This is a genomic window from Oceanisphaera psychrotolerans (assembly GCF_001870485.1).
Lineage (GTDB): Bacteria > Pseudomonadota > Gammaproteobacteria > Enterobacterales > Aeromonadaceae > Oceanimonas > Oceanimonas psychrotolerans.
On sequence record NZ_MDKE01000011.1, the window covers coordinates 233,140 to 258,495 of the forward strand.

Here is a 25,356-nt window from a genome sequence, read left to right on the forward strand (position 1 = left end):
ATAATAGAAACAACATTCAACAATTGAAAATGGAAGGTAGACATAATGACAATTCCTAGTCGTGGTTTTAACCAACAAGAGTTTGAGCAGCGCACCATTCGGGCTCAAAAAGTGATGCACGACATGAAGCTCGATGCAATGATCTTCACAACTGAACCAAACGTTCGCTACTTCACCGGTTTCCATTCGCAATTTTGGCAGAGCCCAACACGCCCTTGGTTTGTTGTTGTTCCAGCTGAAGGAAAACCGATAGCGATTATTCCTGAGATTGGAGCGAAGGGAATGTCGCAAACATGGATCGATACCGTTATTACCTGGCCTGCCCCACGTCCTGAAGATGATGGCATTAGCCTTGTTGCCAACACCTTGAATACATTGCCAAACCGTCATGGCAGGGTTGGAGCCACTCTAGGGATCGAATCTCATCTTCGTATGCCAGTTAATAACTATTTAAAATTGACCACAATGGTGAACAAGGTGTTTGTTGATATTGCGTTGGCGATACATGAACTTCGACAAATAAAGTCGGCTGCTGAAATAGCGAAAACTCGTGAAGCTTGCCGCATCACCAACGTTGGCTTCAAGCGTATTCCAGAGTATGCCCGCGTGGGCATGACTGAACGTCAAATCTGTAAACAGTTCGGTATAGATATGCTGCAAGAGGGAGCTGATGCGTGTCCATTTATTATTGCGGGCTCGGGTCCTGACGCGTACGACGATATTTTAATGGGACCAACAGACCGTATCATTGAACAAGGCGATGTATTACTAATTGATACAGGCGCGGTATGGGATGGTTACTTCTCTGATTTCGATCGTAATTGGGCATTTGGCAAGGCCAGTGAGCAAACGAAAGCAGCTTATCGTGCGACTTATGAAGCTACCACGAAAGGCTTTGAAGCTGCCCGGCCTGGTGCAACTACTACTGACATCTATAACGCAATGTGGAAAGTTCTAGAAGCCAACGGTGCACTGGGTAATGACATCGGTCGAGTTGGTCATGGCCTGGGTATGGAGCTAACTGAGCGTCCATCTAATACATCGACAGACAATACAGTACTGAAACCGGGTATGGTGATGACACTAGAGCCGGGGATGGTCTATGCAAAGGGAAAAACAATGTTGCACGAAGAGAACATTGTGATCACAGAAGAGGGGGCTGAATGGCTGTCTGAACGTGCGGAGCCAGAACTTATCATCATAGACTAATCGCACTGAATGATGAACTGGATTTTATCTAAACAGAAAAAACAAGAAAGGATGCTAATATGAACTTCGATCGATATTATAAAGTTGTATGGGAAGAACTATACCCACTAATCCTTCCTAAGGGAGGAAAGTAAAATGTCAGATTCAAAAAATAAAAATCACACTGTTCTTGGAAAATGGACTCTTTTGGCCATGGGGATCGGCATTACTGTCGGTGCCGGACTGTTTTCACTTATCGGTGCGGGCATTGGTTTAACTGGACATGCTTTGTGGCTAGCTTTTGGCATCGCCATTGTGTTCGGCATCTTCTATAACATCCCTATGTTATTTGCGAGTGGTGCGCTTATTTTGGATGGCGGGCCTTATGCCCTTATCAGTAGAATACTCGGAAAAAAATATGCAGGTATGTATGTTGTAAGTTTTTTCCTATACTTTCCTACTGTTGCTATTTATGCTCTGGCACTAGGGTTTTACATAAACTCTTTGCTTCCTACTGTCACTCCATCAGCGGGAGCCATCGCAGGTTTAACGGTCTTCTACATCGTGAACTTGTTTGGCCTAGATACTCTATCTAGATTCCAGAACATGATGACGACCTTGCTTATGGTTGGTATCGCAACATTTATTTTAATTGGTTTTGGGCAAGTGGATTTTGCTCTTCTTTCCCCAGAAGCTAACCCAGACTTTGCATCGCAAGGTAATATGGGAATTTTTTAAAGCGGCCTGCTTGCTCTCCTTTGCTACGTACTGTCAATACTATTTGATGTATTTTAGCAAATACGCCGCACGCCCCAAAAAAGATATCCCATTTGGAATGATAGGCACAACAATTGCAATTATCTTTATTTACCTTGGGGTTTCGGTCGTAGCTTCTGGCATTCTTCCAATTGATCAAGTAGCTAATCAACCTCTAACACTTGTTGCTCGTGAAATTCTTTCAGCTCCAATCTTCGTGTTCTTTATGGTTTGTGGGCCATTTATGGCACTGACAACGACAATTAATAGTGTTTACGCATCTTATGTACAACCTATCCAGGCTGCTACACATGATGGATGGTTCCCAAAAAGCTTCGCTGTTACAAACAAAAGAGGTAGCCCTTGGAAAATTTTAACGCTTTGCTGGCTTGCTTCCATGTTACCGATCCTTCTTGGTTGGGACATAAGCACCATTGCAAACACTTATATTCTTACTGACATTTGTATTGGTATCTTCATGATGGTGGCAATAGCAATGCTACCTAAGAAGTTTCCAGATGCTTGGGCAACAAGAGAGTTTGGTCAGAGTGTCCCTTTGTGGGTATTTTATACGTTCGTAGGTCTCGCCGGTGTCGTTCAAGGCATACTTATATACAACTCTGTAACCTCTATCAAGTTGTACATTGTGGTTGTAACTGCAGTAGCGTTTACTATCGGAATCATCTATGCAATTAAAAAAGATAAGGAAGTAAACCTAGAAAGTTCAAATGGTGAACAGTATCTCGAACCTGGTCTTGAAACAACTTCCGATTCTCTAGCAGATAACCTGAGGTAGTTCTTCACAGAACGATGTACTCTGGCTTTCTGTTTTAGTTGAGGTAAGCTGGATTCACTCCTGAAGTTGGAGTGCATGTAATATTGAAAGCATGGGTCGATACTATTATTACCAGGCTAGCCCTCGGCCTGAAGATGATAGTATTGCCCTGTTTGTCATCTCCAAACTGTCATGACAGCGTTGGCGCCATGCTAGGGATCGACACTTATCATTATGTGCCAGCAAACAATGAATCAAGTCATCCACTTATAGTGAGTAAATAATTTATTGATGGTGCACGAATCTCTCAAATATAATCGATCAATAAAGCAACGGAAATACGCGAAGATTTTTCATTACCCAAGTTAGCTTTAACCTTACTCTGAAAGTTGAAGGGTGAATGTAATTGATATTAAAATATACAAAAATTTAATATGGACATAAGAAAAAGTAATTATTACTGATTATCTGAACGAGTAGATCCAGAACTTATCGCCATCGATTAATTTCACCAATTGATGAAGTAAAACTTATATTAATTAAAGTAATAAGAAGGGATGCTAATATGAATTTAGAGAAATTTAATGAATTTGAAGTTAAACTCACGTTTGAACCTGCCCCTCGTCCTGAACGAGTTCACATTGGTCTTGTTCAGTTAGCCAATGATCATACTTTAGAAACAGATTGGTCTCACTTACTACGTGAACAAGCTGCGCTTTTTAGCACTCGAATCTTTAAGAAAAATGGTATGACGCCAGAAGCATTAGATGCTCTAGCGGCAAATATTAGCGATGGTGCGGTATTGGTGGGTGATGGGTTGTCAATGGATGTCATGGCGTTCGCATGTACGTCTGCTTCGGTTGTTATTGGTGAAGAGAAAGTATCTGAATTATTAACTAAGGGCCGCAATGCTATCCCGACAACCAATCCATGGGCTGCCGCTCAAGCTGCATTCAAGCATTTAGGCGCTAAAAACGTAGCAGTATTCTCACCTTATCCAACGAATGTTAACTTTCCTCTTTGTAAGCAATTAATAGACGCAGATTTTAACGTTGTGGGTTTGACGGCTTTAGGGATTATGGACGATAACATGCTTCATAAAGTTCCACATGGTACTTTTGAAGAAGGCATCGAAATCCTAATTAAAGACGGTAATGTCGATGTTATTTTCATGTCATGCACTAGCCTTCGCGCTGTAGAAAAAATACAATACTTAGAAAGTAAGTATGGCGTTCCAATTGTGACTAGTAATTCAGCTTTATTTTGGCATTCAATGCATTTGTGCGGCAAGAAATCGGTATGCCCTGGCTATGGAAAACTGCTTTCCGGTGACATTTAGATAAGAAATAAAATTGTCGAATAGAAGCATAAACCTGCGATATTTACCGTTTTATGAGGACGCAATAGGTAGCAAGTACGGTACCTATGGAAGTTATGGATTCCACAATATTGGGGTGGCTGAATTATATTGTAGCCTCTATCATTTCACTAAGAGTAATGACATGATATTATCAAATAAAATAGTCGAGTGGCGACATCACCTACACGCCATTCCTGAAATCGGTTTTGAAGAGGAAGCAACGTCGGACTTTATTGCACAAAAACTCGAAGAGTTTGGCATTGAAGTTGTCCGGGGCATTGGCAAAACGGGGATGGTGGGTATTCTAAAGCGTGGTACATCAACGAAATCTATTGCATTACGTGCTGATTTTGATGCTCTACCTATAGAAGAAAAAAATGATTTTTGCTACGCTTCAAAAAATAGCGGCATGATGCATGGTTGTGGACATGATGGTCATGCTTCTATGTTACTTGGTGCGGCATATCAATTGTCACAACAAGATGACTTTGATGGTACTGTTTACTTTGTTTTCCAGCCTGCGGAAGAGCAGGGTACTGGCGCAAAAGCCATGATTGAAGATGGATTATTCACTCGTTGGAAGATGGATGCTATTTATGCGATGCACAACCTACCTGGCGAGGACGTCGGTAGTTTCTTGATAAGCCCAAGCTCGGTAATGGCAAGTGAAAATCATTTTAAAATTGAAGTACTTGCCGATGGTGGTCATGCTGCGATGCCTCATTTAGGCAGTGATCCTGTGATTGCCGCGTGCAATATTGTGCCTGCGTTACAAACCATTATTACTCGTAATCTAGATGCGATTCACGAGCCTGCAGTTTTGTCAGTGACAGACATAAAAACCAATGGTGGCGCTAATGTGATTCCTACCATTGTCACGCTAACAGGTGACACTCGTTGTTTCTCTGATGAAACACAAGAATACATTAAAGGTGCGATAGAACGTGTTGTTTCAGGTATCACATCTGCAGCAGGGCTTGATTATAATTATGAGTTTTCCAACTGTGTATTGTCGACTATTAACGACGCCAAAAACGTCTGAAATCGCGGTGCGAGTAGCGAAAAATATTGTCGGTGAAAATAAGGTTGATGACAAATGCAAGCCTTACTGTATCTCTGAGGATTTCGCATTTATGCAACGTGAAGTACCGAGCTGTTACATTTTAGTCGGTAATGGTTTAAGCGGAGAAAAAGGCGGTGTGGCATTGCATCTACCCCATTATGATTTTAACGATGATTTATTGCCGGTTGGCACTAAATTCTGGGTTGACCTCGTACACGATCAACTCGCGAAGTAACGTAATATGAAAGAATGTTGGCTGCGATATGCAGTCAACATTTTGGCTATTTTTAGCTACTGACATAATTACTATACATTAATAAGCGATCGTTCATAATCCTATAATAATTAAATTAAACCTAACAGGTGCATTAGAGTCTTGAGAATGTAGTCAGTAATACGAAACCATTATGGTGAAAAAGTGAAAAAGTGAAAAAGTGAAAAAATCCGAATTAAGTAAAGTTATTTCTCGTGGTAGAGGTGAGATATGGCACTATAAGAATATCAGTATCGACCCATTATAATCATAGCAATTTTGACTATGATGGAGATAATGTTGGCAGAGGTGTATCCATCGTCGCTTTCACCCGATCGATCACAACGATGGTTCTAAACCACTTTACGTTTTCATTGTTATAGAATAGACGACTACTGATCGCTTCATATTCCGCCATGTCTGAAACAGTCAATATCAACATAAAATCCGCTTCACCCGTTACATAATAACACTGCTGAATTTCAGGCCCTGAGAAGATTTTCTTCATGTCTTTCATGTAAGAAGCGTGTGCATGTACTACGTGAACCTCCACAATAATTGTGATGATGTTTCCCACTTTTTCCGGGGAAACGATGGCAGAGTTCTTTTTGATCACCCCACTTTCTTCCATGCGCTTAATACGCCTTTGGACCGAAGCCGTAGAAAGGTGAACTTGTTCTGCGACAAGACGTAAAGGCGTAGTATTGTCTTTTTGTAAGATACTTAAGATGGCACGATCGAAATTGTCAACTTTTGAGGTCATGTGAAAAATTTTATCAAAAACATGCTTTAATTAGAGCACAACTCTCACTCTAAACAAAATAATATCGTAGCATATTCAACCTACTCTCGACTTGTAAAGTCATATACACTGGAATAGTAGACTACGGTATGTTCCTAAAGTGATTTAGATATAATGTTTTTTACTTTCAGCCATAAACGCACACCTTCCATATCAGGGTGAGAGTATACTTTGTTTAAAATTTGTCCTTCTGGTGTTCGTACGTAAATTCTCGAGTGTTTTCCAGAGAAAAACGGTGAGAGTTTCACGTAGACGCCCAAACTTTGACTATAAAATAGCCAACTTTAAAGTATGCTCCCGCCCTGCCTTCCATATCTCGTCGATGCTTAATGGGCGCTGATTGCGCTTCTCTTTCCCGGTAAAATCGGGATGGGACGACCTGTTTGGGAGCATCGTATGATGCTGGATGCCATGCTTTGGGCCCTGCATTCCGGAGCTCCCTAGCGGGACCTGCCAGAACGCTTTGGATCTTGGCACACCGTCTACAACACTTTTCGACGCGGGCAATTAAACGCGATTCTGCAACGACTTCAGTTCCAGCTAAACGAAGAAGGTCATATTGATTTCGATCTTTGGAGTCTCCATGGTTCCAACTTTCGAGCCTCAACAGACGCAGCGGGTGCATCCAAAAAAAGGACATAAGTTCTTTTCATCAGGCACTCGGGCGCTCACGTAGTGGATTTGGCAGTAAAATTCATTTAGTGAGTGACGGTAACGGGCTATCTCTGGGCTTTTGCTTATATTTTGGTCTATCAGCAGAGATTAAGTATGTGACCATCGCCTTATTCATAGTGTCCATTCCGGCTTCGGCGGGGCCTGTTCGCCCTCGACCAGCGTGCCTTGCCGGAGATTACAGTCGTAAAGGATTAAGTACGGAATTGAAACGCAGAGGTATCAAACCGGTCATTCCTCAACGCTCGGACCAACGACAACGACATCATTGCCGCCCGCTGATACTGGGTTCGGCTCGTTATCGTCGCCGAAATGGCGTGGAACGCAGCCTGAGTTGGCTGATTAAATTTATAATAATATCAATGTACTATGAAAACTAGTATTGATGTTTCAACCTTTATGTAAGCTCACTTTCTGCCTTTGTTATCTTCGAGAGCTACTCCGTGTCCGTGCATGTACAGAAAGCTAGCACTTCAAGAACACATCCTAACAAGATATGCTCCCGCCCTGAACCTGACGTGTAAATAGCAAAAAGGCGGCTCGAAAGCCGCCTTTTCCAGCAATGAACCCGGCCGTTATAGCGCCATCGCCAGGCCGGTGACGGTCAGGGCGGAGCCGAACAACCGCAGCGCCAGTCCATCGCGCAAGCGCTCACCGGCGACGATGCCGGCCAGGTGCAGCCCGGCTGTGGTCAGCGCCATGCCGGCCAGATAACCGCCGATCCCGACAGCCGCCGGCAACTCGGCGCCATGGGCATGGCCATGAAACACCGCAAACAGGGCGGTCAGTGCCACGGCCGCCGGCAACTTGAACTGGCGGCCCGCCAGCAGCACCATCCCCAGCACCGCCACCGATACCGCGATACCGGTTTCCACGCCGGGCAGCGCCAGCCGGCCCAGCCCCAGCACGGCGCCGAGCAGCATCACGCCGACAAAGGTCAGCGGCAGCGCCCAACGGGCGGCGCCCTGCTGACGGGCGCCCCACAGCCCCACCGCCACCATTGCCAGCAGATGATCCCAGCCCGCCAGCGGGTGCGTCAGGCCGCTCAGCATCCCGGCGCTCGCCGCGCCCGAGTGAGCCGATGCCGGCATCGCCACGGCGCTCATCGCCAGCGCCATCCATCCCTGTTGTTTGATTTTCATGGTTATCTCCTTGGCTATCTATTCAGGCTGATTCGGTTGTGGTCTGAGTCGGCAGGCGCCTGGGCAACATGCCCCGGTCGATAATAAAGTCGATGATCTCGGCCAGGCCGTCGCCCTTGATCAGGTTGGTAAACACGAAGGGGCGCTCACCGCGCATCTTTTTCGAGTCGCGATCCATCACCTCCAGCGAGGCGTTGACCATGGGCGCCAGATCGGTCTTGTTGATGATCAGCAGATCGGACTTGGTGATCCCCGGCCCGCCCTTGCGCGGGATCTTGTCACCGGCACACACATCAATCACATACAGGGTCAGATCCGACAGCTCGGGGCTGAAGGTGGCGGACAGGTTATCGCCACCACTTTCCACCAGCACCAGCTCCAGCCCCGGATGGCGAGCGCTCAGCTCGTCGATGGCGGCCAGGTTCATGGAGGCATCCTCGCGAATGGCGGTATGTGGGCAGCCACCGGTCTCCACCCCCATAATCCGGTCGGCCGGCAGCGCCTCGTGGCGCAGCAGAAACTCCGCATCTTCCTTGGTGTAGATATCATTGGTGACCACGGCCAGGTTGTAGTGCTCCCGCAGCGCCAGGCAGAGCATGCGCAGCAACGCCGTTTTGCCGGATCCCACCGGACCGCCCACACCCACGCGCAAACATTGTGTTGTCATAACAGCTTAACTCCGAAATAGTCTTGAATATTGGGTTTCATGCCAGGCGCTGGCCTGGGCCAGCCCCGGCAGGGTGGCGCCCAGCTCGTCATCGCCGAGCCGTTCGGCCCGCGCCAGCACCTGTTCCAGGTGCGGCATCAGGGCCATCAGCACCTGCTGGGCCTTGCTCTGGCCCAGCGGAATGGTTTTACAGGCCACCGCCACCTGATTTTCCAGATAGCTCCACAGCCAGGTGAGCGCCGCCTGGCGGGCATCGATGCCGAAGTTCACGCAGGTGGCCGCATACAGGGTCAAAAAGCCGGGCCGCTCCGGCAGCCACTCCGGCAGCCGCTCCAGTCCCTTGAGCAGACGGCACATGGCACTGCCCAGCTGTTCATCCTCGAACAGCAACTCACGGGTTTCCCGGTTGGCCCGCACAAAGGCGTTCCAGTGGCTGATCGCGGACTGATCCCCGTCCTGCCAGGCCCGGTGCAGGCGCAGCAGCACTGGTACATCCAGCTGACCGAGCGCCTCGCCCATCACCCCCTGGCACCAGTCAATCAGGCAGGCCTCATCATTGACCCAGCCCAGCTCGATGGCCGACTCCAGCCCGCCGGAATAGGCAAAGGCGCCGATCGGCAGGCTGGGGCTGGCCAGATAGAGCAGCGACAGCAACTGCTGGGGCGCCAGCGGCGGCAATGCCTCCTCAGTGGTGGTGGCCATGATGCCCATGGTCATGCTCCGGTTCGTCTTCATGATGGTGATGCCCATGATGATGGCCGCCGCTATAGGCGCCATTTTCCGGATCGAACGGGGCCTGCTCCTGCTCCGCCGTCAGCCCGAACAGCAGCACCATCTCCTGCAGCACATGATCCGGCTGAAAACGCACCCAGCGCTCGCCCACCTGCAGCGGCACATGACGATTGCCCAGGTGATAGCAGGCCCGGGCAAAGGCGAGCCAGTCGTCACAGGAAGCGGTGATCACCGTCTCCTCCTGGGCTCGCACCCGGATCAGCCGGCCGCATTCGCTTTTCAGCAGCATGCCATCACTGAGCACCTTGCCGCGCTCCAGAAACAGCCCCACCTCCACCCCCTGGTCGGTGGTGGCTTTCAGGCGCCCACGCTGGCGCAGCTCATAGGGCAGGGTCAGCACATCGTCGGCCTGCTGCTTGCTCAGACCCAGGTTGGTCTTGATCTCTAACATCTTCTCTCCCTGCAGCGTCGTTTATCCGAAACCCTCTGGTGTAAACACCAGGTCCGATTAAAAAAGAAAATAGCGTTGTGCCAGCGGCAACTCTGTGGCGGGCTCACAGGTCAGCAACTGGCCATCACAGCGCACCTCGTAGGTCTGGGGATCCACCTCGATGGTGGGCGTCAGATCGTTATGGATCATCTGCGCCTTGCCGATGTTGCGCACGTTCCTGCACGCCGCCAGCTCCCGCTGCAGCCCCAGCTGCCCGCGCAAGTCGGCCGCCAGTGCCGCCTGGGACACAAAGGTCAGACTGGTGCGCGCCGGCGCACTGCCATAACCGCCGAACATATAACGATAATGCACCGGCTGCGGCGTCGGGATGGAGGCATTCGGATCGCCCATGGGCGCGGCGGCGATAAAGCCGCCCTTGATGATCATCGCCGGCTTGACCCCGAAGAAGGCCGGTTTCCACAACACCAGATCGGCCAGCTTGCCCACCTCGACCGAGCCCACCTCATGGCTGATCCCATGGGTGATAGCCGGGTTGATGGTGTATTTGGCGATATAGCGCTTGGCGCGGAAGTTATCGCACCCCAGCGCCTGATCCTCTGGCAGCAGGCCACGCTGGGTCTTCATCTTGTGGGCGGTCTGCCAGGTGCGGCAGATCACCTCCCCCACCCGGCCCATCGCCTGGCTGTCGGAGGCGATCATCGACAGCACCCCCAGATCATGCAGGATATCCTCGGCGGCGATGGTTTCCTTGCGGATCCGCGAGTCGGCAAAGGCCACATCTTCAGGAATATTGGCATCCAGGTGGTGACACACCATCAGCATGTCCAGGTGCTCATCCACCGTGTTGATCGTGTAGGGCCGGGTCGGGTTGGTGGACGATGGCAACACATTGGCCTCGCCGCAGGCCTTGATGATATCCGGCGCATGGCCGCCACCAGCCCCCTCGGTATGATAGGTGTGGATCGAACGGCCCTTGAACGCCGCCAGGGTATCTTCCACAAATCCCGACTCGTTGAGGGTGTCGGTATGAATCGCCACCTGCACATCGTATTTGTCGGCCACACTCAAACAGCAGTCGATCGACGCCGGCGTGGTGCCCCAGTCCTCGTGCAGCTTGAGGCCGAAACAGCCCGCCTTGAGTTGCTCTTCCAGCGCCTCGGGCACACTGGCGTTGCCCTTGCCCAGAAAGCCGAAGTTCATCGGCAGGTTGTCGGTGGCCTGCAGCATCCTGGCCACATGCCAGCTGCCGGGGGTGCAGGTGGTGGCATTGGTGCCGGTGGCCGGGCCGGTGCCACCGCCGAGCATGGTGGTGGTACCGGACATCAGCGCCTCTTCCACCTGCTGCGGGCAAATGAAGTGAATATGGGCATCGATGGCCCCGGCGGTGAGGATCTGTCCCTCGCCGGCGATCACCTCGGTGCCGGCGCCGATGGCGATGGTGATCCCCTCCTGGGTATCCGGGTTGCCGGCCTTGCCGATGGCGACGATGCGCCCGCCGTTGATACCCACATCCGCCTTGACGATGCCCCAGTGATCCAGGATCAGGGCATTGGTAATCACCAGATCCACCACCTGCCCATCGAGCAGTTGGCTCTGGCCCATGCCGTCGCGGATCACCTTGCCGCCGCCGAACTTCACCTCGTCGCCGTAGACGGTGTGATCCTGTTCCACCTCAATCCATAACTCGGTGTCACCGAGACGGACCCGATCACCGGTGGTCGGCCCGAACATCTCGGCGTAGGCCGTTCGTGAAATTTTTGCCATCGTTATTCTCCTTGAGCACGACCGGTCACAGCTTGCCCATCACTTCGGCGCGAAAGCCGTAGACTTCGCGCTTTCCGGCATAAGGCACCAGCTCCACGGTGCGGGTCTGGCCGGGTTCAAATCGCACCGCCGTGCCGGCAGCAATATTGAGGCGATAACCGCGGACCTTGTCCCGGTCAAAGTGCAACGCCGGATTGACCTCATAAAAATGGTAATGGGATCCCACCTGCACCGGCCGGTCGCCGCTGTTGGCCACCGCCACCGTCACGGTCGCACGGCCGGCATTGAGTTCGATATCACCGTCTTTGATCTGATATTCACCTGGGATCATCCGTCTCTCCTCGAAATAAAATCAGCCTGAAGCGAGAAACCAGCGACAGGCTTCCAGCTTGAGTTCATCAAACAATAGGGTTATGCACGGCCACCAGCTTGGTGCCGTCGGGAAAGGTCGCTTCCACCTGCACCTCGTCGATCATCTCGGCCACCCCCTCCATCACCTCGTCACGGCTGAGCAGAGTGCGACCGGTGCTCATCAGCTCGGCCACGCTGGTGCCATCGCGTGCGCCCTCCATGATGGCGGCACTGATCAGGGCCACCGCCTCCGGGTAGTTCAGTTTCAGGCCGCGGGCCTTGCGTCGCTCGGCCAGCAGGCCGGCGGTAAAAATCAACAGCTTGTCTTTTTCTCTTGGTGTCAGTTCCATGAATTACCTCATCAGGTCAGCCAGATCCGCGGGATCCGGGCCGGAAGACCCAGCAGCTCGGGACGGATCAGCTGCCAGGCCAAAGTAAACTGGGTGCGGGCATGCTCGCCGTCATCCCCCAGATAACGGATCACCAGCACCCGGTTGCGGTAGGTGACCGACAGCCGGGTCGTATCCAGTTGCGCCCGCAACTCGGCGATCAGTGCCTCGGGTTCCGCCTCAAAACCGCAAGCCAGCAGGGTACCGACCAGCACCTGGCCACCAAAGCCGTAGCGTTGATCCAGCAGTGCACTGCCGCCGGCCACCTGCTGCCGCTCCAGATAGAGCGGCTCGCCGTCACACCACAGCTGCAGTTGCTGCTGCAACTGGCCGCGTTCGAAACGCTCATCACAGGCGGGTCGCCCCAGGCAGAACAAATCCCAGCCGATAAAGCGGCTGTTGGCATCCACATCGATACGGGTGCTGAGGCGGCCGTTGGCACCGTTAAAAACGATGGTCTCCTGAGGCAGCCACTCGCACACACCGCCATCGACCCGCACCCGGATCTGCTGATGCTGCTCGCCGTTATCGCTGTCGGACTGGTAGATCTTGCCCGCCGACGGGGTAGTCACCAGTGCATGACTGCCGGGCCGACACGCAATATCGATGCCGAGCCGATCCCCTGACACCAGCCCGCCGGGCGGGTGCAGCAGGTAGACATGGCATACCGGCCCTTCGGGATAAAAGGGCCGCTGTACCCGTAGTGGGCCATGAAAGCGCATCTCGGCCAGGGCGGTGCGCGGCCCGGACGGAGCAAACCCCAGGGTCAGCTCCGCCAGCCAGCGCCGCTCCAGACCGTAGCCGGCCACCGGCGCAGGGGAGGATGTGTGCGCCGCTTGGGTCATACAGTCAGGTACTCCTTCACCAGCTCATCACCGAGCTCGCCGATGGCGCCGTTGGCCACGCTGCGGCCCCGATCCAGAATACAGAAGCGATCGGCCACCTTGCGGGCAAACGGCAGCTTCTGCTCCACCAGCAGCACCGTCAGCCCGGTCTCCCGGTTGAGCCTGATGATGATGTCGCCAATCTCCTGCACCACATTGGGCTGGATCCCCTCGGTAGGCTCGTCCAGGATCAGCAGCTTGGGATCCACCACCAGCGCCCGGCCGATGGCCAACTGCTGCTGCTGGCCACCGGACAGATCACCGCCGCGGCGGTGCAGCATCTGTTTGAGCACGGGAAACAGCTCGAAAATATACTCAGGCACCTGTTTGAGACCATCGTGGCGCGCCGGCAGGCCGATCCGCAGGTTCTCCTCCACCGTCAGCAGCGGAAAGATCTGCCGCCCCTGGGGCACATAACCGATTCCCATCGGCGCCCGTTTTTCGGCGGCATACCCGAGCAGCTCGGCCCCCTCCAGGGTGATCCGGCCAGACTTCACCGGCAGCAACCCCATGATGCACTGCAGCAGCGTGGTCTTGCCCACCCCGTTACGCCCCATCAGACAGGTGCACTTGCCCGCCTCCACCTGCAGATCCAGATCCCACAGGGTGTGGCTCTCGCCATAAAATTGATTCAGTTGTTCAACGGCTAACACGGCCTACTCCCCTAAATACACTTCCACCACCCGCGGATCGTTCTGCACCTCGGCCATGCTGCCCTCGGCCAGCACGCTGCCCTGATGCAATACGGTCACCTTATCGGCAATGGATCGCACAAAATCCATGTCGTGCTCCACCACCACCACCGAATGCTGACCCGCCAGCGACTTGAGCAGCTCGGCGGTGCGATCCATCTCCTGATGGGTCATGCCCGCCACCGGCTCGTCCACCAGCAGCAGCTTGGGGTTTTGCATCAGCAGCATGCCGATCTCCAGCCACTGCTTCTGGCCATGAGACAGAGCCCCGGCATGGCGATGAATGTGATCGGTCAGGCCAATGGTTTCCAGCACCTCGTCGATGCGATCCCGCTGCTCGCCGCTGATCCGGGCCCTCAGGGTGGTCAGCACGCCCTTGTCGCCGGCCATCGCCAGCTCCAGGTTGTCGAATACCGACTGCTGCTCGAACACCGTCGGCTTCTGGAATTTTCGGCCGATCCCCGCCTGAGCGATCTCCGGTTCGCTCATAGAGAGCAAATCGATCTTCTGGCCGAACCAGGCCTGACCGCTGTCGGGCCGGGTCTTGCCGGTGATGATATCCATCATGGTGGTCTTGCCGGCCCCATTGGGGCCGATAATGCAGCGTAGCTCACCATTGCCGATATACATGTTCAGATTGTTGATCGCCTTGAAGCCATCGAAGCTGACGTTGATATCCTCCAGATAGAGAATATAGCCCTTGCTGATATCCAGCCGGCTGCTGGCCTGGGGCACCATGAAGTCGAACACTTTTTCGCGCTCGGTCAGTTGCCGGAGCAGATTTGCCTTAGTCATGTTTCACCTCCCGACGGGGGATCAGACCGACAATGCCCTTGGGCAAAAACAGCGTCACCAGCACAAACAGTCCCCCCAGGGCGAACAGCCAGACTTCCGGCAGCACGGCGGTAAAATAGGTCTTGCCGTAGTTCACCAGCAGGGCGCCGATCACCGCCCCGTAGAGAGTGGCGCGGCCGCCGACCGCCACCCACACCACGATCTCGATGGAGTTCAGTGGCGAGAACTCGGAAGGATTGATGATCCCCACCTGCGGCACGTACAGGGCGCCGGCGATCCCGGCCAGCATGGCGGACACCACAAACAGCCAGAGTTTGACGTTTTCCACCTTGTAGCCGATGAAGCGGGTGCGGCTCTCCGAGTCACGGATGGCCATGCTGACCCGCCCCAGCCGCGAGGTGACGATCACCCGGCAAAGGATATAGCCCAGTGCCAGCGCCAGCGCCGAGGCGATAAACAGGCTGATGCGCACGGCGTCCGACTGCAGGTTCATCCCCAGGATATCCTTGAAGTCAGTGAGACCGTTGTTGCCGCCGAAGCCCATCTCGTTGCGGAAAAACGCCAGCAACAGGGCATAGGTGAGCGCCTGAGTAATGATCGACAGGTAGACGCCGGTCACCCGGCTGCGAAACGCCAGGTAACCGAACACGAACGCCAGCAACCCGGGCACCAGCAGCACCATCAGCGCGGCGAACCAGAACATGTCGAAGCCGTACCAGAACCAGGGCAGCTCCTGCCAGTTGAGGAACACCATGAAATCGGGCAGCAGGGGATCGCCGTAGACCCCCCTATCACCCACCTGGCGCATCAGGTACATGCCCATGGCGTAACCGCCCAGGGCAAAGAAGGCCCCGTGGCCCAGGCTGAGGATGCCCAGGTACCCCCAGACCAGATCCACCGCCACCGCCAGCAGCGCATAGGTGAGGTATTTTCCCAGCAGGGTCACCGTGTAGGTGGACACATGCAGGGCACTGCCCGACGGTACCCACTGATTGAGGATCGACACCCCCGCGGTGACGATCAGCAGCACGCCCAGAAACACCCGGCTGCTGCGGTTAAAGATTGTTTTATCTGCCAACATCTGTGATTAGCCCTCTGCCGCCCGGCCTTTTTGCGGGAACAGTCCCCGCGGCCGCTTCTGGATAAACAGGATGATAAAGACCAGCACCAGGATCTTGGCCAGCACAGCGCCGGCATAGGGTTCCAGCACCTTGTTGGCCACTCCCAGGCTCATGCCGGCCACCAGGGTGCCCCACAGGTTGCCCACGCCGCCGAACACCACCACCATAAAGGAGTCGATGATGTAGGCCTGACCCAGGTTGGGTCCCACATTGGTCAGCTGGCTTAACGCCACCCCGGCCACCCCGGCAATACCGGAACCCAGACCGAAGGTCATGGCATCCACCCATTCGCTGCGCACGCCCATGGCCCGCGCCATGGCCCGGTTCTGGGACACCGCCCGCACCTGCAGGCCGAGCCGGGTTCTGCGCAGCACCATAAACAGCAGCGCAAAGACGATCAGGCAGAACAGGATGATGTACAGCCGGTTGAGGGTCAGCGACAGCAGCGGGTTGATCTCCAGCGAACCGCTCATCCACTCCGGGGTGGCCACGCTGCGGTTAAGGGGCGAGAAGATGCTGCGTACCGTCTGTTGCAGCACCAGGCTGATACCAAAGGTAGCCAGCAGGGTTTCCAGCGGCCGGCCATAGAGGAAGCGGATCACCCCGCGCTCGATGGCGATACCCACCAGCGCCGACACCAGGAAGGCGGCCGGGATCGCCACAAACAGCGACAGGCCGATCTGGTCCGGCATCAACAGCTGGATCACATAGGTGGTGTAGGCGCCGAGCATGATCAGCTCGCCATGGGCCATGTTGATCACCCCCATCACGCCGAAGGTGATCGCCAGCCCGATGGCCGCCAGCACCAGCACCGAGCCCAGGCTGAGCCCGAAAAACAGGGTTTCCGCAAAGCCGTAGAGACGGGCTTTCTCTTCAATCAGGGCCAGCGCCTTGTCGGCGGCGGCCACCAGTTCGGTATCCTGACTCTGGTCCCGCACCCGAAGCAGGGCGTTGCGTACCTGCGGCTCCAGGCTACCGGCCAGGGTCTTTATCGCCTCACGCTGCGCCTCGGGATCGTCGCCCTGCAATTGTCCCAGCGCCAGGGCGGTGGCCATCGCCTCGCGCACACCGGCATCCGGCTCCTGCGCCTGCAACCGTGTCAGCAGTGCCGTGCTGTCGGCATCCAGCTGGCCCAGCAGTTCCCCGACGGCGCGTTTTCTGATGTCGGCATCGGGATGACGCAGCTCCAGCTCTGCCAGGGCAGACCGGATCTGGCTGCGCAGGCTGTTATTGATGCGTACCTTGCGAAGGCCGCGTTTGTTCACCTCGTAGCCGGCCGAGCTGTCGGTGACCGGTGCGACCCGGTAGCCGCCATCCACCTCGGCGACAATGCGCACAATCTGATCGCTGCTTTTGTCACGATAGAGCTCCCCCTGCTGCAATTCCTTGAGCAAGGTCGCCGCCTGCTCGTCGCCGCTGGCGGCAATCAGGCTGACGCCGGTTGAAATGGCGTCAAAATCGCGTTCGGCCAGATGCTCAAGCCCCTCCTGCAAAGAAGCAGCAAGCACCGGACTGACGGTCAGTACACTCAGCATCAGGCCGAGGAGGAGTCCGCTCATCCGTTTGATTCTGTTCATTGATGACCCACTATAACTGGCAAAATAACGGTCCCCCGGCTGCGCGGGCTACCGTTCAGGCATAAAGGGGCCGCCCCGGATGAGGCGGCCGAAAGGGTGATGGATTAGTAGTTCTGACCGGAGCACTTGCCGGTTTTGACGTTGTAGTTGCCGCAGGTGAGCGGCGCCTGCCAGTCGGCCATCAGATCCCTGGAGCCTTCCAGGTAATCGGACCAGGCATCGCCGGCCACGGTACCCGACGTCTGCCAGACGGTCTCAAACTGACCATCATCCTGGATCTCGCCGATCAGCACCGGCTTGGTGATATGGTGGTTGGGCATCATAGTGGCATAGCCGCCGGACAGGTTCGGCACTGTCACCCCGATCATCGCCTGCTGCACCGCTTCCGGATCGGTGGTGCCGGCTTTATTGATCGCCTCAATCCACATATTGAAGCCGATATAGTGGGCTTCCATCGGATCATTGGTCACCCGCTCTTCGTTGCCGATGAACTTGTGCCAGGCCTCGATAAAGGTATCGTTGGCGTCATCCTCGACGCTCATGAAGTAGTTCCAGGCGGCCAGGTGCCCCACCAGGGGTGCGGTATCGATCCCGGACAGTTCCTCTTCACCCACCGAGAAGGCCACCACCGGAATATCTTCGGCGCTGATCCCCTGATTGCCCAGTTCCTTGTAGAAGGGCACGTTGGCGTCGCCGTTGATGGTGGAGACCACTGCGGTTTTCTTGCCGGCAGAGCCGAACTTCTTGATATCGGAAACGATGCTCTGCCAGTCGGAGTGACCAAAGGGGGTGTAGTTGATCATGATATCTTCCGCGGCGACCCCCTTGGCCTTAAGATAGGCTTCGAGGATCTTGTTGGTGGTGCGCGGATAAACATAGTCGGTGCCGGCCAGCACCCAACGCTGTACCCCCAGGTCCTTCATCAGGTAATCGACGGCGGGGACCGCCTGCTGGTTTGGCGCGGCGCCGGTATAGAACACATTCTTGGAAGACTCTTCCCCTTCATACTGCACCGGATAGAACAGGATGCTGTTGAGCTCCTCAAACACCGGCAGCACCGATTTGCGCGATACCGAAGTCCAGCCGCCGAAGACTGCCGCCACCTTGTCCTTGGCGATCAGCTCACGGGCCTTCTCGGCGAACAGCGGCCAGTTGGAAGCCGGATCCACCACCACGGCTTCGAGTTTCTTGCCGAGCACCCCGCCTTTCTTGTTCTGCTCGTCGATCAGCATCAGCATGGTGTCTTTCAGGGTGGTTTCCGAGATCGCCATGGTGCCGGACAGGGAGTGCAGTACCCCCACCTTGATGGTGTCATCGGCAGCCATCACATTGAAGGCCAGGGTAGAAGCGCTTAACGACAGTGCGATACCGGTAACAAGAGGTTTGATTTTCATGACGGTGACTTCCTTTTCTTGGTGCGTGTATGCGAGCGAACCGGATCCGGACCTGTACTGGCTTACCTGCCCGCCCGGATAAATCATCATGTTGCATTATTGACAAAAGTCCGCTGCAAAAATATGGGCGGATTGACGCATACGGGTACGTCATTTGACGTATAAGACGGAATGGGGATCGGGATTAAAAAGGAAGTGGGAAGTGGGAAGTGGGAAGTGGGAAGTGGGAAGTGGGAAGTGGGAAGTGGGAAGTAAAGGCTGAATCATCCAGAGCTTGGCCTCAAGCGATGATTCCGGCTCTCGGACCTTCCGGCTTCACCCTGCGGCTAACACCTTTATTCCTCCATCGCCAGCAGCCGTAATGCCACCCCGGCGGCGGCGGTGCGGTTTTCCACCCCCAGCTTGGGAAAGATCTGCTCCAGGTGCTTGTTCACCGTGCGCGGACTCATTTGCAGGATTTCGGCCGCCTCGCGATTGGTCTTGCCATTGGCGATCCAGTAGAGCACCTCGGACTCACGTTCAGTCAGCGCCAGCTCGGCCTTGAGCATGGCCGCGCCGCCAGGCCGCTCGCCGTCGATCAGCTTGAGCAACTGCTCGCCATTATCCTGATGACTGATCAGCCTGACCGCCAGCGGATAATCCAGGCCGGACAAGGCAAGCTGGCTGCCCGGTACCGGGGCATGGCTCAGCCAGCGCGCCAGCTGTGGTGCCAACTGCTGCTGTTGCCAGGCCTCATCGACCCGGGCCCGGGCCAGCAGGGCATAAGCCTGAGGGGTGGCCCAGCAGAGCTGACCGCTGGCCGACACCGTCACCAGGTGCTGACCGGTACTGTCCAGCGCCGACTGGGCGCTGTTGGTCAGCCGTGCGTTGGACAGGTGTACCTTCATCCGCGCCAGCAGTTCATGAGGGTTGATCGGCTTGGTCAGATAATCCACCCCGCCCGCCTCCAGCCCGCGCACGATATCGTCGGTATCCACCAGGCCGGTCATGAAGATCACCGGGATCGACGCCAGTGCCGGATCCGCTTTCAGGGTGCGGCAGGTGTCGAAGCCATCCATATTGGGCATGATGGCATCCAGCAGGATGATGTCCGGGCGGATCCGCCGGGCGATGGTCAGCGCCTGGCGCCCTTCCAGTGCCACCAGTACATCCAGTCCGGCCGACTCCAGGGCATCGTTGATCAGGCTCAGGGCATCGGGCGAGTCATCCACGACCAGAACAACATCATTGCGGCAGACGGTACTCATCAGTGATTCGGCTCCTGAGTGGGTGACAGATGTTGCGCCAGGTAATGCGCAAGTTGTTCAAACTGAAACTGACGGCACAGCTGCTCCAGATGAGCCAAGGTCGCCTCACTGACAACCCCCAACTCTGCCAGCCGGGCCAGCCCCTGCTGCACGCCTTTGCGATAGCCCATCTCGGCACAGGCTTGCAGTTCCCGTAGCAGTGGATGATCGGGGAGCGTGGCGGCAACTGCCTCTGGCTCTGACGCTGCCGACGAGGAGTTCTCGTCCGGCACCATCATAGCGCCAGCAGGGACCATATGCTCCTGCTGCTGATAGATCCACTCCAGATCCAGTTGTTGCGCCAGGGTATCCAGCAAGGCCTGATTGCTGACCGGCTTGATCAGGTAATCGTCATAGGCAGAGCGCTCATCGGGATTGCGCGCATGCTCCTGGGCATTGGCCGAGAGCATCACAATAGGCTCGTTCACCTGCCGCCGACGCAACGCCCGCGCCAGCTCCAGACCACTCATCCCCGGCATGGAGATATCCAGCAGAAACAGATGCGGCCGCGCCTGCTCCAGCAAGGCCAGGCAACTCTCGGCATCATGGGCCTCCAGCGCCGTAAAACCCAGCGGGATAAGCAGATCGGACAGCAACCCGCGCAGCACGGGATCATCATCCACCACACAGACGGTACGCTGATAGCCATCATAGCCGACAATCCGCCGTGGGCCGGCATCGCTGCACGCCTCGGCATTCACCCAGGGCAGCATCAGGCTGACCTTGAAACAGCTGCCCTGTTGCGGGACGCTGTCCACCTGCAGATCGCCGCCCATGATCTCGGTCAGCAGCTTGACGATGGTCAGTCCCAGCCCGGTCCCGGGCAGGTTGGCGGTGGCCGTGTTACGAACCCGTTCGAAGGGATCGAAAATCCGCTGCAGGTGCTCCTCGCAAATCCCGGGACCGGTATCCCGGATGGCAAATTGCGCCACCTGATTGCGATAATGTACCGCCAGAGTCACCTGCCCGTGCGCCGTGTACTTGACCGCATTGGACAGCAGATTGATGAGGATCTGCCGCAGCCGCTTTTCATCGGTGATCACCACCGCCGGCAGCGGATCGTGAATCTGACAGACAAACTCGATCCCCTTGGCGGCTGCCTGCATGCGGAACATGTTGGCCAACTGCTCGATCAACTCCGGCAGCGGCACCCGGCTGCGGTACAGATCCAGCCGGCCGGCCTCAATCTTGGAGATATCCAGCAGCCCCTCAATCAGATCGGTCAGGTACTGGCCGCTGCGATAGATGATCTCCAGCCCGTGCTGATGACCGGCCGGGGTATCGGCTTTCTCTGCCAGCAACTGGGCGTACCCCAGGATCGACTGCAAGGGGGTACGCAGCTCATGACTGATCCCGGTCAGGTAGCGGCTTTTGGCCGCATTGGCCCGCTCGGCCAGCTCCTTGGCCTGTTGCAGTTCCCGATCGGTCTGTTCGTGGGCCTCGATCTCCTGAGTCAGCTTGCGGGTCTGGCGGTTGGACTCCTGCTGCGCCACCACCCGGCTCTCATGGGCCAGCAGAAACAGCCAGGATACCACCCCGAAGGCGATCATCAGGGTAAAGAACAGGGTCCAGATGGTTTGCTGCAACAGCAGCTGTTCTGCCGCCGTGGCCGGCTGCATCTGCCGGTAGATCACCGCCAGCAAGGCGGCATTGAGCAGGTTCACCACCAGCAGCACCGCCGCAAACCGCCCCAGCCGAGAGTTGACCAGTTTGACCACCCGGCACGGCAGCAGCAACTGCAACCAATCGGTCACCTGGCGGGAGCCCCGGGCGTGGGGCTTGCAGCTGTCCAGGCAGCGCACATCCAGGGAGCAGCACAAGGAGCAAATTGGCCGCCCATACGCCGGACAAAAGCTCATATCCTCCGGCTCGAAACGATTTTCACACAACCCGCATTGCAGCGTGTAGACACGGCCGTCATGATGGCCAACGGCGGCCTCCTGTTCACGCTGCAACAGCGGAGCCAGCTCGGGCGACTGACGCGCCAGATAATAGCGCCCACCGGTTGCCCAGGCGAACAACGGCACACAGATAAAACAGGTGAGCAGGCTGATAAAGTGACACAGGGTTTTGGCCACCTCACCAAATATTCCCAGATAACAGAGGATCCCCAGGGTACTGGCCAGCACCATGGAGCCGGTGCCTACCGGATTGATGTCATACAGGTGCGCTCGTTTGAACTCCACATAGGAGGGACTCAACCCCAGGGGCTTGTTGATCAGCAGATCGGCGGCCAGGGAAGCCAGCCAGCTGACCGCCACAATGGCAAACACCCCCAGGATCGCTTCCAGCGCCTGATAGATCCCCAGCTCCATCAGCAGCAGCGCTATGGTGACATTAAACACCAGCCACACCACCCGGCCCGGATGGTTGTGAGTCAGCCGGGAAAAAAAGTTGGACCAGGCGATGGAGCCGGCGTAGGCGTTGGTCACATTGATCTTCATCTGCGAGATGATCACCATCAGCGCCGCCAGCAGCAGTGCCATCCCGGGGGCATGGGTCAGGTAGCCAAACACCCGCTGGTACATCTGGGTCGGATCGACCGCCTGCTCGGGCGTCGCTCCCTGGCTGATTGCCAGGTAGGCCAGAAATGACCCCAGCAACATCTTGATCACCCCGATAAACACCCAGCCGGGTCCCGCCAGGATCAGCCAGAACCACCAGCGACGGGCGTTCTGCTCGGTTTTCTGTGGCATAAAGCGCAGGTAATCCACCTGCTCGCCGATCTGGGCCACCAGCGCAAAAAACACCGAGGCGGCGGCGCCAAACAGCAGGATATCAAACCGGTCACTGCCGGGCACCGTGGCCGGGGCGTAGGCCGACCAGTTAGCCAACTGCTCCGATTCATGGATCAGCACCACCCCCAATGCCGTGATCTGCAGCAACAGCCAGAGTGCCTGGCTGCCCACCTGAAATTTGCTGATGGCGGAGATGCCGTGGGTCACAATGGGGATCACCGCCACCGCGCACAGCAAGTAGCCGAGCGCCAGCGGGATCCCCAGCAGTGCCTGCAATGCCGAGGCCAGAATAACCGCCTCAATGGCGAAAAAGATAAAGGTAAAGGTAAAGGAGGCGTAGATCAGCGAAGTAATGGTCGATCCCAGATAACCGAACCCTGCCCCCCGGGTGAGCAAATCGATATCCAGCCCGTGCTTGGCCGAGTAATAAGTGATCGGCAAGCCGGTGATAAAAAACACCAGCGCCACCGTCAACATGGCGATCACCGTATTGGTAAAACCGTAGCTCAGGGTCACCGCCGCCGCGATCCCCTCCAACGCCAGAAATGCGATGGCGCCCAGCGCGGTCTGCCCGACCCGCTCGATACTCATCCTCCGTCCGGAACGGGCAGTAAAACGCAGGGCAAAGTCTTCCAGGGTTTGATCCGCCACCCACCTGTTGTAGTGGCGACGAACCTTAAAAATTTTCTGTGATGCCGGCATGTACTGCTCTTCCCTGTGCGAATACACCGATAGCGACAGCCGGCGGCCACCCGATCCACGCCGGCCAGTAGCGGGAGCCGTACGGGAGATCGGGAGTCAGACACCGACTGGGGCAAAACAGCCATTATGCCACAGCCGGGTACGCTGCCAAGAATCTAGGCAGCAGGCAGGTGACGGCACCGGGTGACCTCCCCTGGTGCCGTCCACTCCAGCGTGTGAAGGACGATGACCGGGCTTCCAACTCTCAATTGTTCTTGTTGTCAGAGGTTTGATACTCTTCGCAGCAGTCATGATGTCATCTCAATACGCAAGCAACGTGGGCGCTCTTACCACCGGTTGGCAGCTGAAAAAGCAATCCTCAGGCGGCCCCGCTGGCACACCATGCTAGGGTTTTACAGACACCCACACCAAGATGCGGGGCCCAGTAATACAGGCCTGAGACAGAATGAGAAGCGATAAAATGAAACTTTACTTTAAAAACATGGGCTAACGGTGGTCAACAGAGTGAAAAACAAAGAAAATCTCAGCAGTCACACCCCCATGATGCATGGGTGTCTATTCATTGATTTATAAAGATTTTTTACCAATAAAAATAAAAAACTACATTTCAACCTACACAAAAATCAGGTTCGTATCCTAGCGAATCCCCGCTCCCTCTACGACATCACTTCTCACTGAATCGTCTCGGTACATCAACTAATCTATAAATATAAATATAAATAAAAAGACAAATGATAATCTAATGAAAACATTTACAAACTTATATCACTTCATTGATCTCGGTAGAACACCACTGCCCTTCTCTTAGCCTGCGTTCGTCAGGCGTAAATGGAGTATTCGTTATGTCTCACCTCGTCGAATCCATGGCCTACCTTGGCCAGACGCCCTGGCATGGTCTAGGCAACCAACTCACCAGCAAGCAACCCTTGTCGGTCTGGCTCAAAGAAGCCGGTATGGACTGGTCCATCAAACAGAGTGATGTCATGTTCAATGCTGCCGACGATGGTCTTTACCTGCGTCATCACGATAGCGCTCAAGTACTGTATCGCTCAGATACCCTGGCGCCACTGTCAGTGGTGTCCAATCGTTATAAGGTCGTCCAGCCTCAAGAAGTGCTGCACTTCTATAAAGACCTGGTGCAGGCCGGAGGCTTCGAGCTGGAAACAGCGGGGGTACTCAAAGGGGGTCGCAAGCTATGGGCCTTGGCTAAAACCGGGCAGAGTGCCCGGCTCAATGGTAACGACAACATCAAAGCCTATCTGCTGCTGGCCACCAGCTGCGACGGAACGCTATGTACGACAGCTCAGTTCACTTCGGTACGAGTGGTCTGTAACAACACGCTGCAGGTCGCTGTTAACAACCGCGCAGGTGCGGTCAAGGTGCCCCACTCCACCGTGTTTGACCCCAAGCTGGTTAAAGAAGCACTGGGGCTGGGACTGTCCAGTTGGGATGGCTTCATGTACAACCTCAAGGAACTGTCTCAACGGCCTGTATCACCCGAAGAAGCTCATCGTTTCTTTGCCGAAGCACTGGATGATCCCTGTGCTGAACACTCAGACCTCACCCCATCCAAACCCATGCAGCAACTGCTCAGTCTGTACGACGGTGCCGGTATGGGTGCAGACCTGGCTTCCAGCAAGAACACGGCCTGGGGCCTGGTCAATGCCATGACCGAGTTTGTAGATCATCATCGCCGAGCTCGTAACCAAGACTATCGGCTCGATTCTGCCTGGTTTGGCAATGGAGCTCAGCTCAAACAAAAAACCTACAGTCAGGCCATCGCCTTACTGCACTAACTCTTA

23 protein-coding genes and 1 pseudogene are annotated in these 25,356 nt (G+C 55.3%); 8 read left to right on the forward strand and 16 right to left on the reverse strand.

Translation table 11 applies throughout. From position 1 onward, the window contains the following. Nucleotides 1-45 precede the first annotated feature (45 nt). The 6 genes from BFR47_RS05270 to BFR47_RS19290 all read left to right on the forward strand — a co-directional run bounded on the left by BFR47_RS05270 (nucleotide 46) and on the right by BFR47_RS19290 (nucleotide 5,377). A complete protein-coding gene (locus BFR47_RS05270) occupies nucleotides 46-1,209 on the forward strand; it encodes a M24 family metallopeptidase (protein ID WP_071472087.1) in 1,164 nt (387 codons plus the stop codon). Between the two features lie 135 nt (nucleotides 1,210-1,344). Beyond that, the gene (locus BFR47_RS19055; RefSeq protein WP_071472088.1) at nucleotides 1,345-1,926 is read left to right on the forward strand and encodes an amino acid permease; all 582 of its coding nucleotides are present in this window, start codon (nucleotides 1,345-1,347) and stop codon (nucleotides 1,924-1,926) included. 10 nt (nucleotides 1,927-1,936) lie between these two features. After that, nucleotides 1,937-2,740, forward strand: a complete 804-nt coding sequence (locus tag BFR47_RS19060) for an APC family permease (protein WP_281245949.1) — start codon at nucleotides 1,937-1,939, stop codon at nucleotides 2,738-2,740. Between the two features lie 544 nt (nucleotides 2,741-3,284). Further along, complete coding sequence (locus tag BFR47_RS17420) at nucleotides 3,285-4,058, forward strand: maleate cis-trans isomerase family protein (protein WP_083399019.1); 774 nt, start codon at nucleotides 3,285-3,287, stop codon at nucleotides 4,056-4,058. Nucleotides 4,059-4,221: 163 nt separating this feature from the next. Beyond that, the gene (locus BFR47_RS05285; RefSeq protein ID WP_217645454.1) at nucleotides 4,222-5,121 is read left to right on the forward strand and encodes an amidohydrolase; all 900 of its coding nucleotides are present in this window, start codon (nucleotides 4,222-4,224) and stop codon (nucleotides 5,119-5,121) included. Further along, on the forward strand, nucleotides 5,069-5,377 hold the full coding sequence (locus tag BFR47_RS19290) for a M20/M25/M40 family metallo-hydrolase (protein ID WP_342713622.1): 309 nt from the start codon (nucleotides 5,069-5,071) through the stop codon (nucleotides 5,375-5,377). The genes BFR47_RS05285 and BFR47_RS19290 overlap by 53 nt, the downstream gene beginning before the upstream one ends. A 301-nt stretch (nucleotides 5,378-5,678) precedes the next feature. Here BFR47_RS19290 and BFR47_RS05290 read toward each other — a convergent pair whose 3' ends face one another. Next, a complete protein-coding gene (locus BFR47_RS05290; RefSeq protein WP_071472090.1) occupies nucleotides 5,679-6,158 on the reverse strand; it encodes an Lrp/AsnC family transcriptional regulator in 480 nt (159 codons plus the stop codon). A 375-nt stretch (nucleotides 6,159-6,533) separates the two neighbouring features. On the opposite strand from BFR47_RS05290, the pseudogene BFR47_RS17425 reads away from it, so the two are divergent. Next, nucleotides 6,534-7,338, forward strand: a pseudogene (locus tag BFR47_RS17425) (IS5 family transposase). 106 nt (nucleotides 7,339-7,444) lie between these two features. On the opposite strand, the gene BFR47_RS05295 reads toward BFR47_RS17425, so the two are convergent. From BFR47_RS05295 to BFR47_RS05365, 15 genes are all read right to left on the reverse strand, one after another. Then, the gene (locus BFR47_RS05295) at nucleotides 7,445-8,011 is read right to left on the reverse strand and encodes a HupE/UreJ family protein (RefSeq protein WP_083399020.1); all 567 of its coding nucleotides are present in this window, start codon (nucleotides 8,009-8,011) and stop codon (nucleotides 7,445-7,447) included. 22 nt (nucleotides 8,012-8,033) lie between these two features. Next, nucleotides 8,034-8,678, reverse strand: coding sequence for an urease accessory protein UreG (gene ureG, locus BFR47_RS05300; protein ID WP_071472092.1), 645 nt, complete (start codon nucleotides 8,676-8,678; stop codon nucleotides 8,034-8,036). A gap of 6 nt (nucleotides 8,679-8,684) precedes the next feature. After that, on the reverse strand, nucleotides 8,685-9,413 hold the full coding sequence (locus BFR47_RS05305; protein ID WP_245748806.1) for an urease accessory protein UreF: 729 nt from the start codon (nucleotides 9,411-9,413) through the stop codon (nucleotides 8,685-8,687). Next, complete coding sequence (gene ureE / locus BFR47_RS05310) at nucleotides 9,364-9,861, reverse strand: urease accessory protein UreE (protein ID WP_071472094.1); 498 nt, start codon at nucleotides 9,859-9,861, stop codon at nucleotides 9,364-9,366. Before ureE ends, BFR47_RS05305 begins: the two co-directional genes overlap by 50 nt. 57 nt (nucleotides 9,862-9,918) lie before the next feature. Then, on the reverse strand, nucleotides 9,919-11,625 hold the full coding sequence (ureC, locus tag BFR47_RS05315; RefSeq protein ID WP_071472095.1) for an urease subunit alpha: 1,707 nt from the start codon (nucleotides 11,623-11,625) through the stop codon (nucleotides 9,919-9,921). A gap of 25 nt (nucleotides 11,626-11,650) precedes the next feature. Further along, nucleotides 11,651-11,956, reverse strand: a complete 306-nt coding sequence (locus tag BFR47_RS05320; RefSeq protein ID WP_071472096.1) for an urease subunit beta — start codon at nucleotides 11,954-11,956, stop codon at nucleotides 11,651-11,653. Between the two features lie 67 nt (nucleotides 11,957-12,023). After that, nucleotides 12,024-12,326 carry an urease subunit gamma gene (ureA, locus tag BFR47_RS05325; protein ID WP_071472097.1) on the reverse strand — a complete coding sequence of 101 codons (303 nt, stop codon included), beginning with the start codon at nucleotides 12,324-12,326 and terminating at the stop codon, nucleotides 12,024-12,026. An 11-nt stretch (nucleotides 12,327-12,337) separates the two neighbouring features. Next, nucleotides 12,338-13,210: an urease accessory protein UreD gene (locus tag BFR47_RS05330; protein ID WP_071472098.1), complete on the reverse strand. Its 873-nt coding sequence runs from the start codon at nucleotides 13,208-13,210 to the stop codon at nucleotides 12,338-12,340. Further along, on the reverse strand, nucleotides 13,207-13,902 hold the full coding sequence (gene urtE / locus BFR47_RS05335; RefSeq protein ID WP_071472099.1) for an urea ABC transporter ATP-binding subunit UrtE: 696 nt from the start codon (nucleotides 13,900-13,902) through the stop codon (nucleotides 13,207-13,209). Before urtE ends, BFR47_RS05330 begins: the two co-directional genes overlap by 4 nt. Before the next feature lie 3 nt (nucleotides 13,903-13,905). Continuing rightward, entirely contained in the window at nucleotides 13,906-14,736 is an 831-nt protein-coding gene (gene urtD, locus BFR47_RS05340; protein ID WP_071472100.1) for an urea ABC transporter ATP-binding protein UrtD, read from the reverse strand. After that, nucleotides 14,729-15,817, reverse strand: a complete 1,089-nt coding sequence (urtC, locus tag BFR47_RS05345; RefSeq protein ID WP_071472101.1) for an urea ABC transporter permease subunit UrtC — start codon at nucleotides 15,815-15,817, stop codon at nucleotides 14,729-14,731. The genes urtD and urtC overlap by 8 nt, the downstream gene beginning before the upstream one ends. A gap of 6 nt (nucleotides 15,818-15,823) precedes the next feature. After that, nucleotides 15,824-17,416 carry an urea ABC transporter permease subunit UrtB gene (urtB, locus tag BFR47_RS05350; protein ID WP_245748807.1) on the reverse strand — a complete coding sequence of 531 codons (1,593 nt, stop codon included), beginning with the start codon at nucleotides 17,414-17,416 and terminating at the stop codon, nucleotides 15,824-15,826. 122 nt (nucleotides 17,417-17,538) lie between these two features. Beyond that, nucleotides 17,539-18,828, reverse strand: coding sequence for an urea ABC transporter substrate-binding protein (gene urtA, locus BFR47_RS05355; protein WP_071472103.1), 1,290 nt, complete (start codon nucleotides 18,826-18,828; stop codon nucleotides 17,539-17,541). Nucleotides 18,829-19,163: 335 nt separating this feature from the next. Further along, nucleotides 19,164-20,075 carry a response regulator transcription factor gene (locus BFR47_RS05360; protein WP_071472104.1) on the reverse strand — a complete coding sequence of 304 codons (912 nt, stop codon included), beginning with the start codon at nucleotides 20,073-20,075 and terminating at the stop codon, nucleotides 19,164-19,166. Beyond that, complete coding sequence (locus BFR47_RS05365) at nucleotides 20,075-23,554, reverse strand: hybrid sensor histidine kinase/response regulator (RefSeq protein WP_071472105.1); 3,480 nt, start codon at nucleotides 23,552-23,554, stop codon at nucleotides 20,075-20,077. Before BFR47_RS05365 ends, BFR47_RS05360 begins: the two co-directional genes overlap by 1 nt. A gap of 842 nt (nucleotides 23,555-24,396) precedes the next feature. Here BFR47_RS05365 and BFR47_RS05370 point away from each other — a divergent pair. Beyond that, nucleotides 24,397-25,350, forward strand: coding sequence for a DUF932 domain-containing protein (locus BFR47_RS05370; protein WP_071472106.1), 954 nt, complete (start codon nucleotides 24,397-24,399; stop codon nucleotides 25,348-25,350). Nucleotides 25,351-25,356: the final 6 nt, after the last annotated feature.

Bases quoted from the DNA above. Each gene is read 5' to 3' on its own strand.
- BFR47_RS05290 (WP_071472090.1), bottom strand. From the start codon at position 6,158: ATGACCTCAAAAGTTGACAATTTCGATCGTGCCATCTTAAGTATCTTA.
- BFR47_RS05270 (WP_071472087.1), top strand. From the start codon at position 46: ATGACAATTCCTAGTCGTGGTTTTAACCAACAAGAGTTTGAGCAGCGC.
- BFR47_RS19290 (WP_342713622.1), top strand. From the start codon at position 5,069: ATGAGTTTTCCAACTGTGTATTGTCGACTATTAACGACGCCAAAAACG.
- urtA (WP_071472103.1), bottom strand. From the start codon at position 18,828: ATGAAAATCAAACCTCTTGTTACCGGTATCGCACTGTCGTTAAGCGCT.
- BFR47_RS05320 (WP_071472096.1), bottom strand. From the start codon at position 11,956: ATGATCCCAGGTGAATATCAGATCAAAGACGGTGATATCGAACTCAAT.
- BFR47_RS05365 (WP_071472105.1), bottom strand. From the start codon at position 23,554: ATGCCGGCATCACAGAAAATTTTTAAGGTTCGTCGCCACTACAACAGG.
- BFR47_RS05360 (WP_071472104.1), bottom strand. From the start codon at position 20,075: ATGAGTACCGTCTGCCGCAATGATGTTGTTCTGGTCGTGGATGACTCG.
- ureA (WP_071472097.1), bottom strand. From the start codon at position 12,326: ATGGAACTGACACCAAGAGAAAAAGACAAGCTGTTGATTTTTACCGCC.
- BFR47_RS05295 (WP_083399020.1), bottom strand. From the start codon at position 8,011: ATGAAAATCAAACAACAGGGATGGATGGCGCTGGCGATGAGCGCCGTG.
- ureC (WP_071472095.1), bottom strand. From the start codon at position 11,625: ATGGCAAAAATTTCACGAACGGCCTACGCCGAGATGTTCGGGCCGACC.
- urtB (WP_245748807.1), bottom strand. From the start codon at position 17,416: ATGAGCGGACTCCTCCTCGGCCTGATGCTGAGTGTACTGACCGTCAGT.
- ureE (WP_071472094.1), bottom strand. From the start codon at position 9,861: ATGTTAGAGATCAAGACCAACCTGGGTCTGAGCAAGCAGCAGGCCGAC.
- BFR47_RS05285 (WP_217645454.1), top strand. From the start codon at position 4,222: ATGATATTATCAAATAAAATAGTCGAGTGGCGACATCACCTACACGCC.
- urtC (WP_071472101.1), bottom strand. From the start codon at position 15,817: ATGTTGGCAGATAAAACAATCTTTAACCGCAGCAGCCGGGTGTTTCTG.
- BFR47_RS17420 (WP_083399019.1), top strand. From the start codon at position 3,285: ATGAATTTAGAGAAATTTAATGAATTTGAAGTTAAACTCACGTTTGAA.
- BFR47_RS05330 (WP_071472098.1), bottom strand. From the start codon at position 13,210: ATGACCCAAGCGGCGCACACATCCTCCCCTGCGCCGGTGGCCGGCTAC.
- BFR47_RS05305 (WP_245748806.1), bottom strand. From the start codon at position 9,413: ATGAAGACGAACCGGAGCATGACCATGGGCATCATGGCCACCACCACT.
- urtD (WP_071472100.1), bottom strand. From the start codon at position 14,736: ATGACTAAGGCAAATCTGCTCCGGCAACTGACCGAGCGCGAAAAAGTG.
- BFR47_RS19055 (WP_071472088.1), top strand. From the start codon at position 1,345: ATGTCAGATTCAAAAAATAAAAATCACACTGTTCTTGGAAAATGGACT.
- BFR47_RS05370 (WP_071472106.1), top strand. From the start codon at position 24,397: ATGTCTCACCTCGTCGAATCCATGGCCTACCTTGGCCAGACGCCCTGG.
- ureG (WP_071472092.1), bottom strand. From the start codon at position 8,678: ATGACAACACAATGTTTGCGCGTGGGTGTGGGCGGTCCGGTGGGATCC.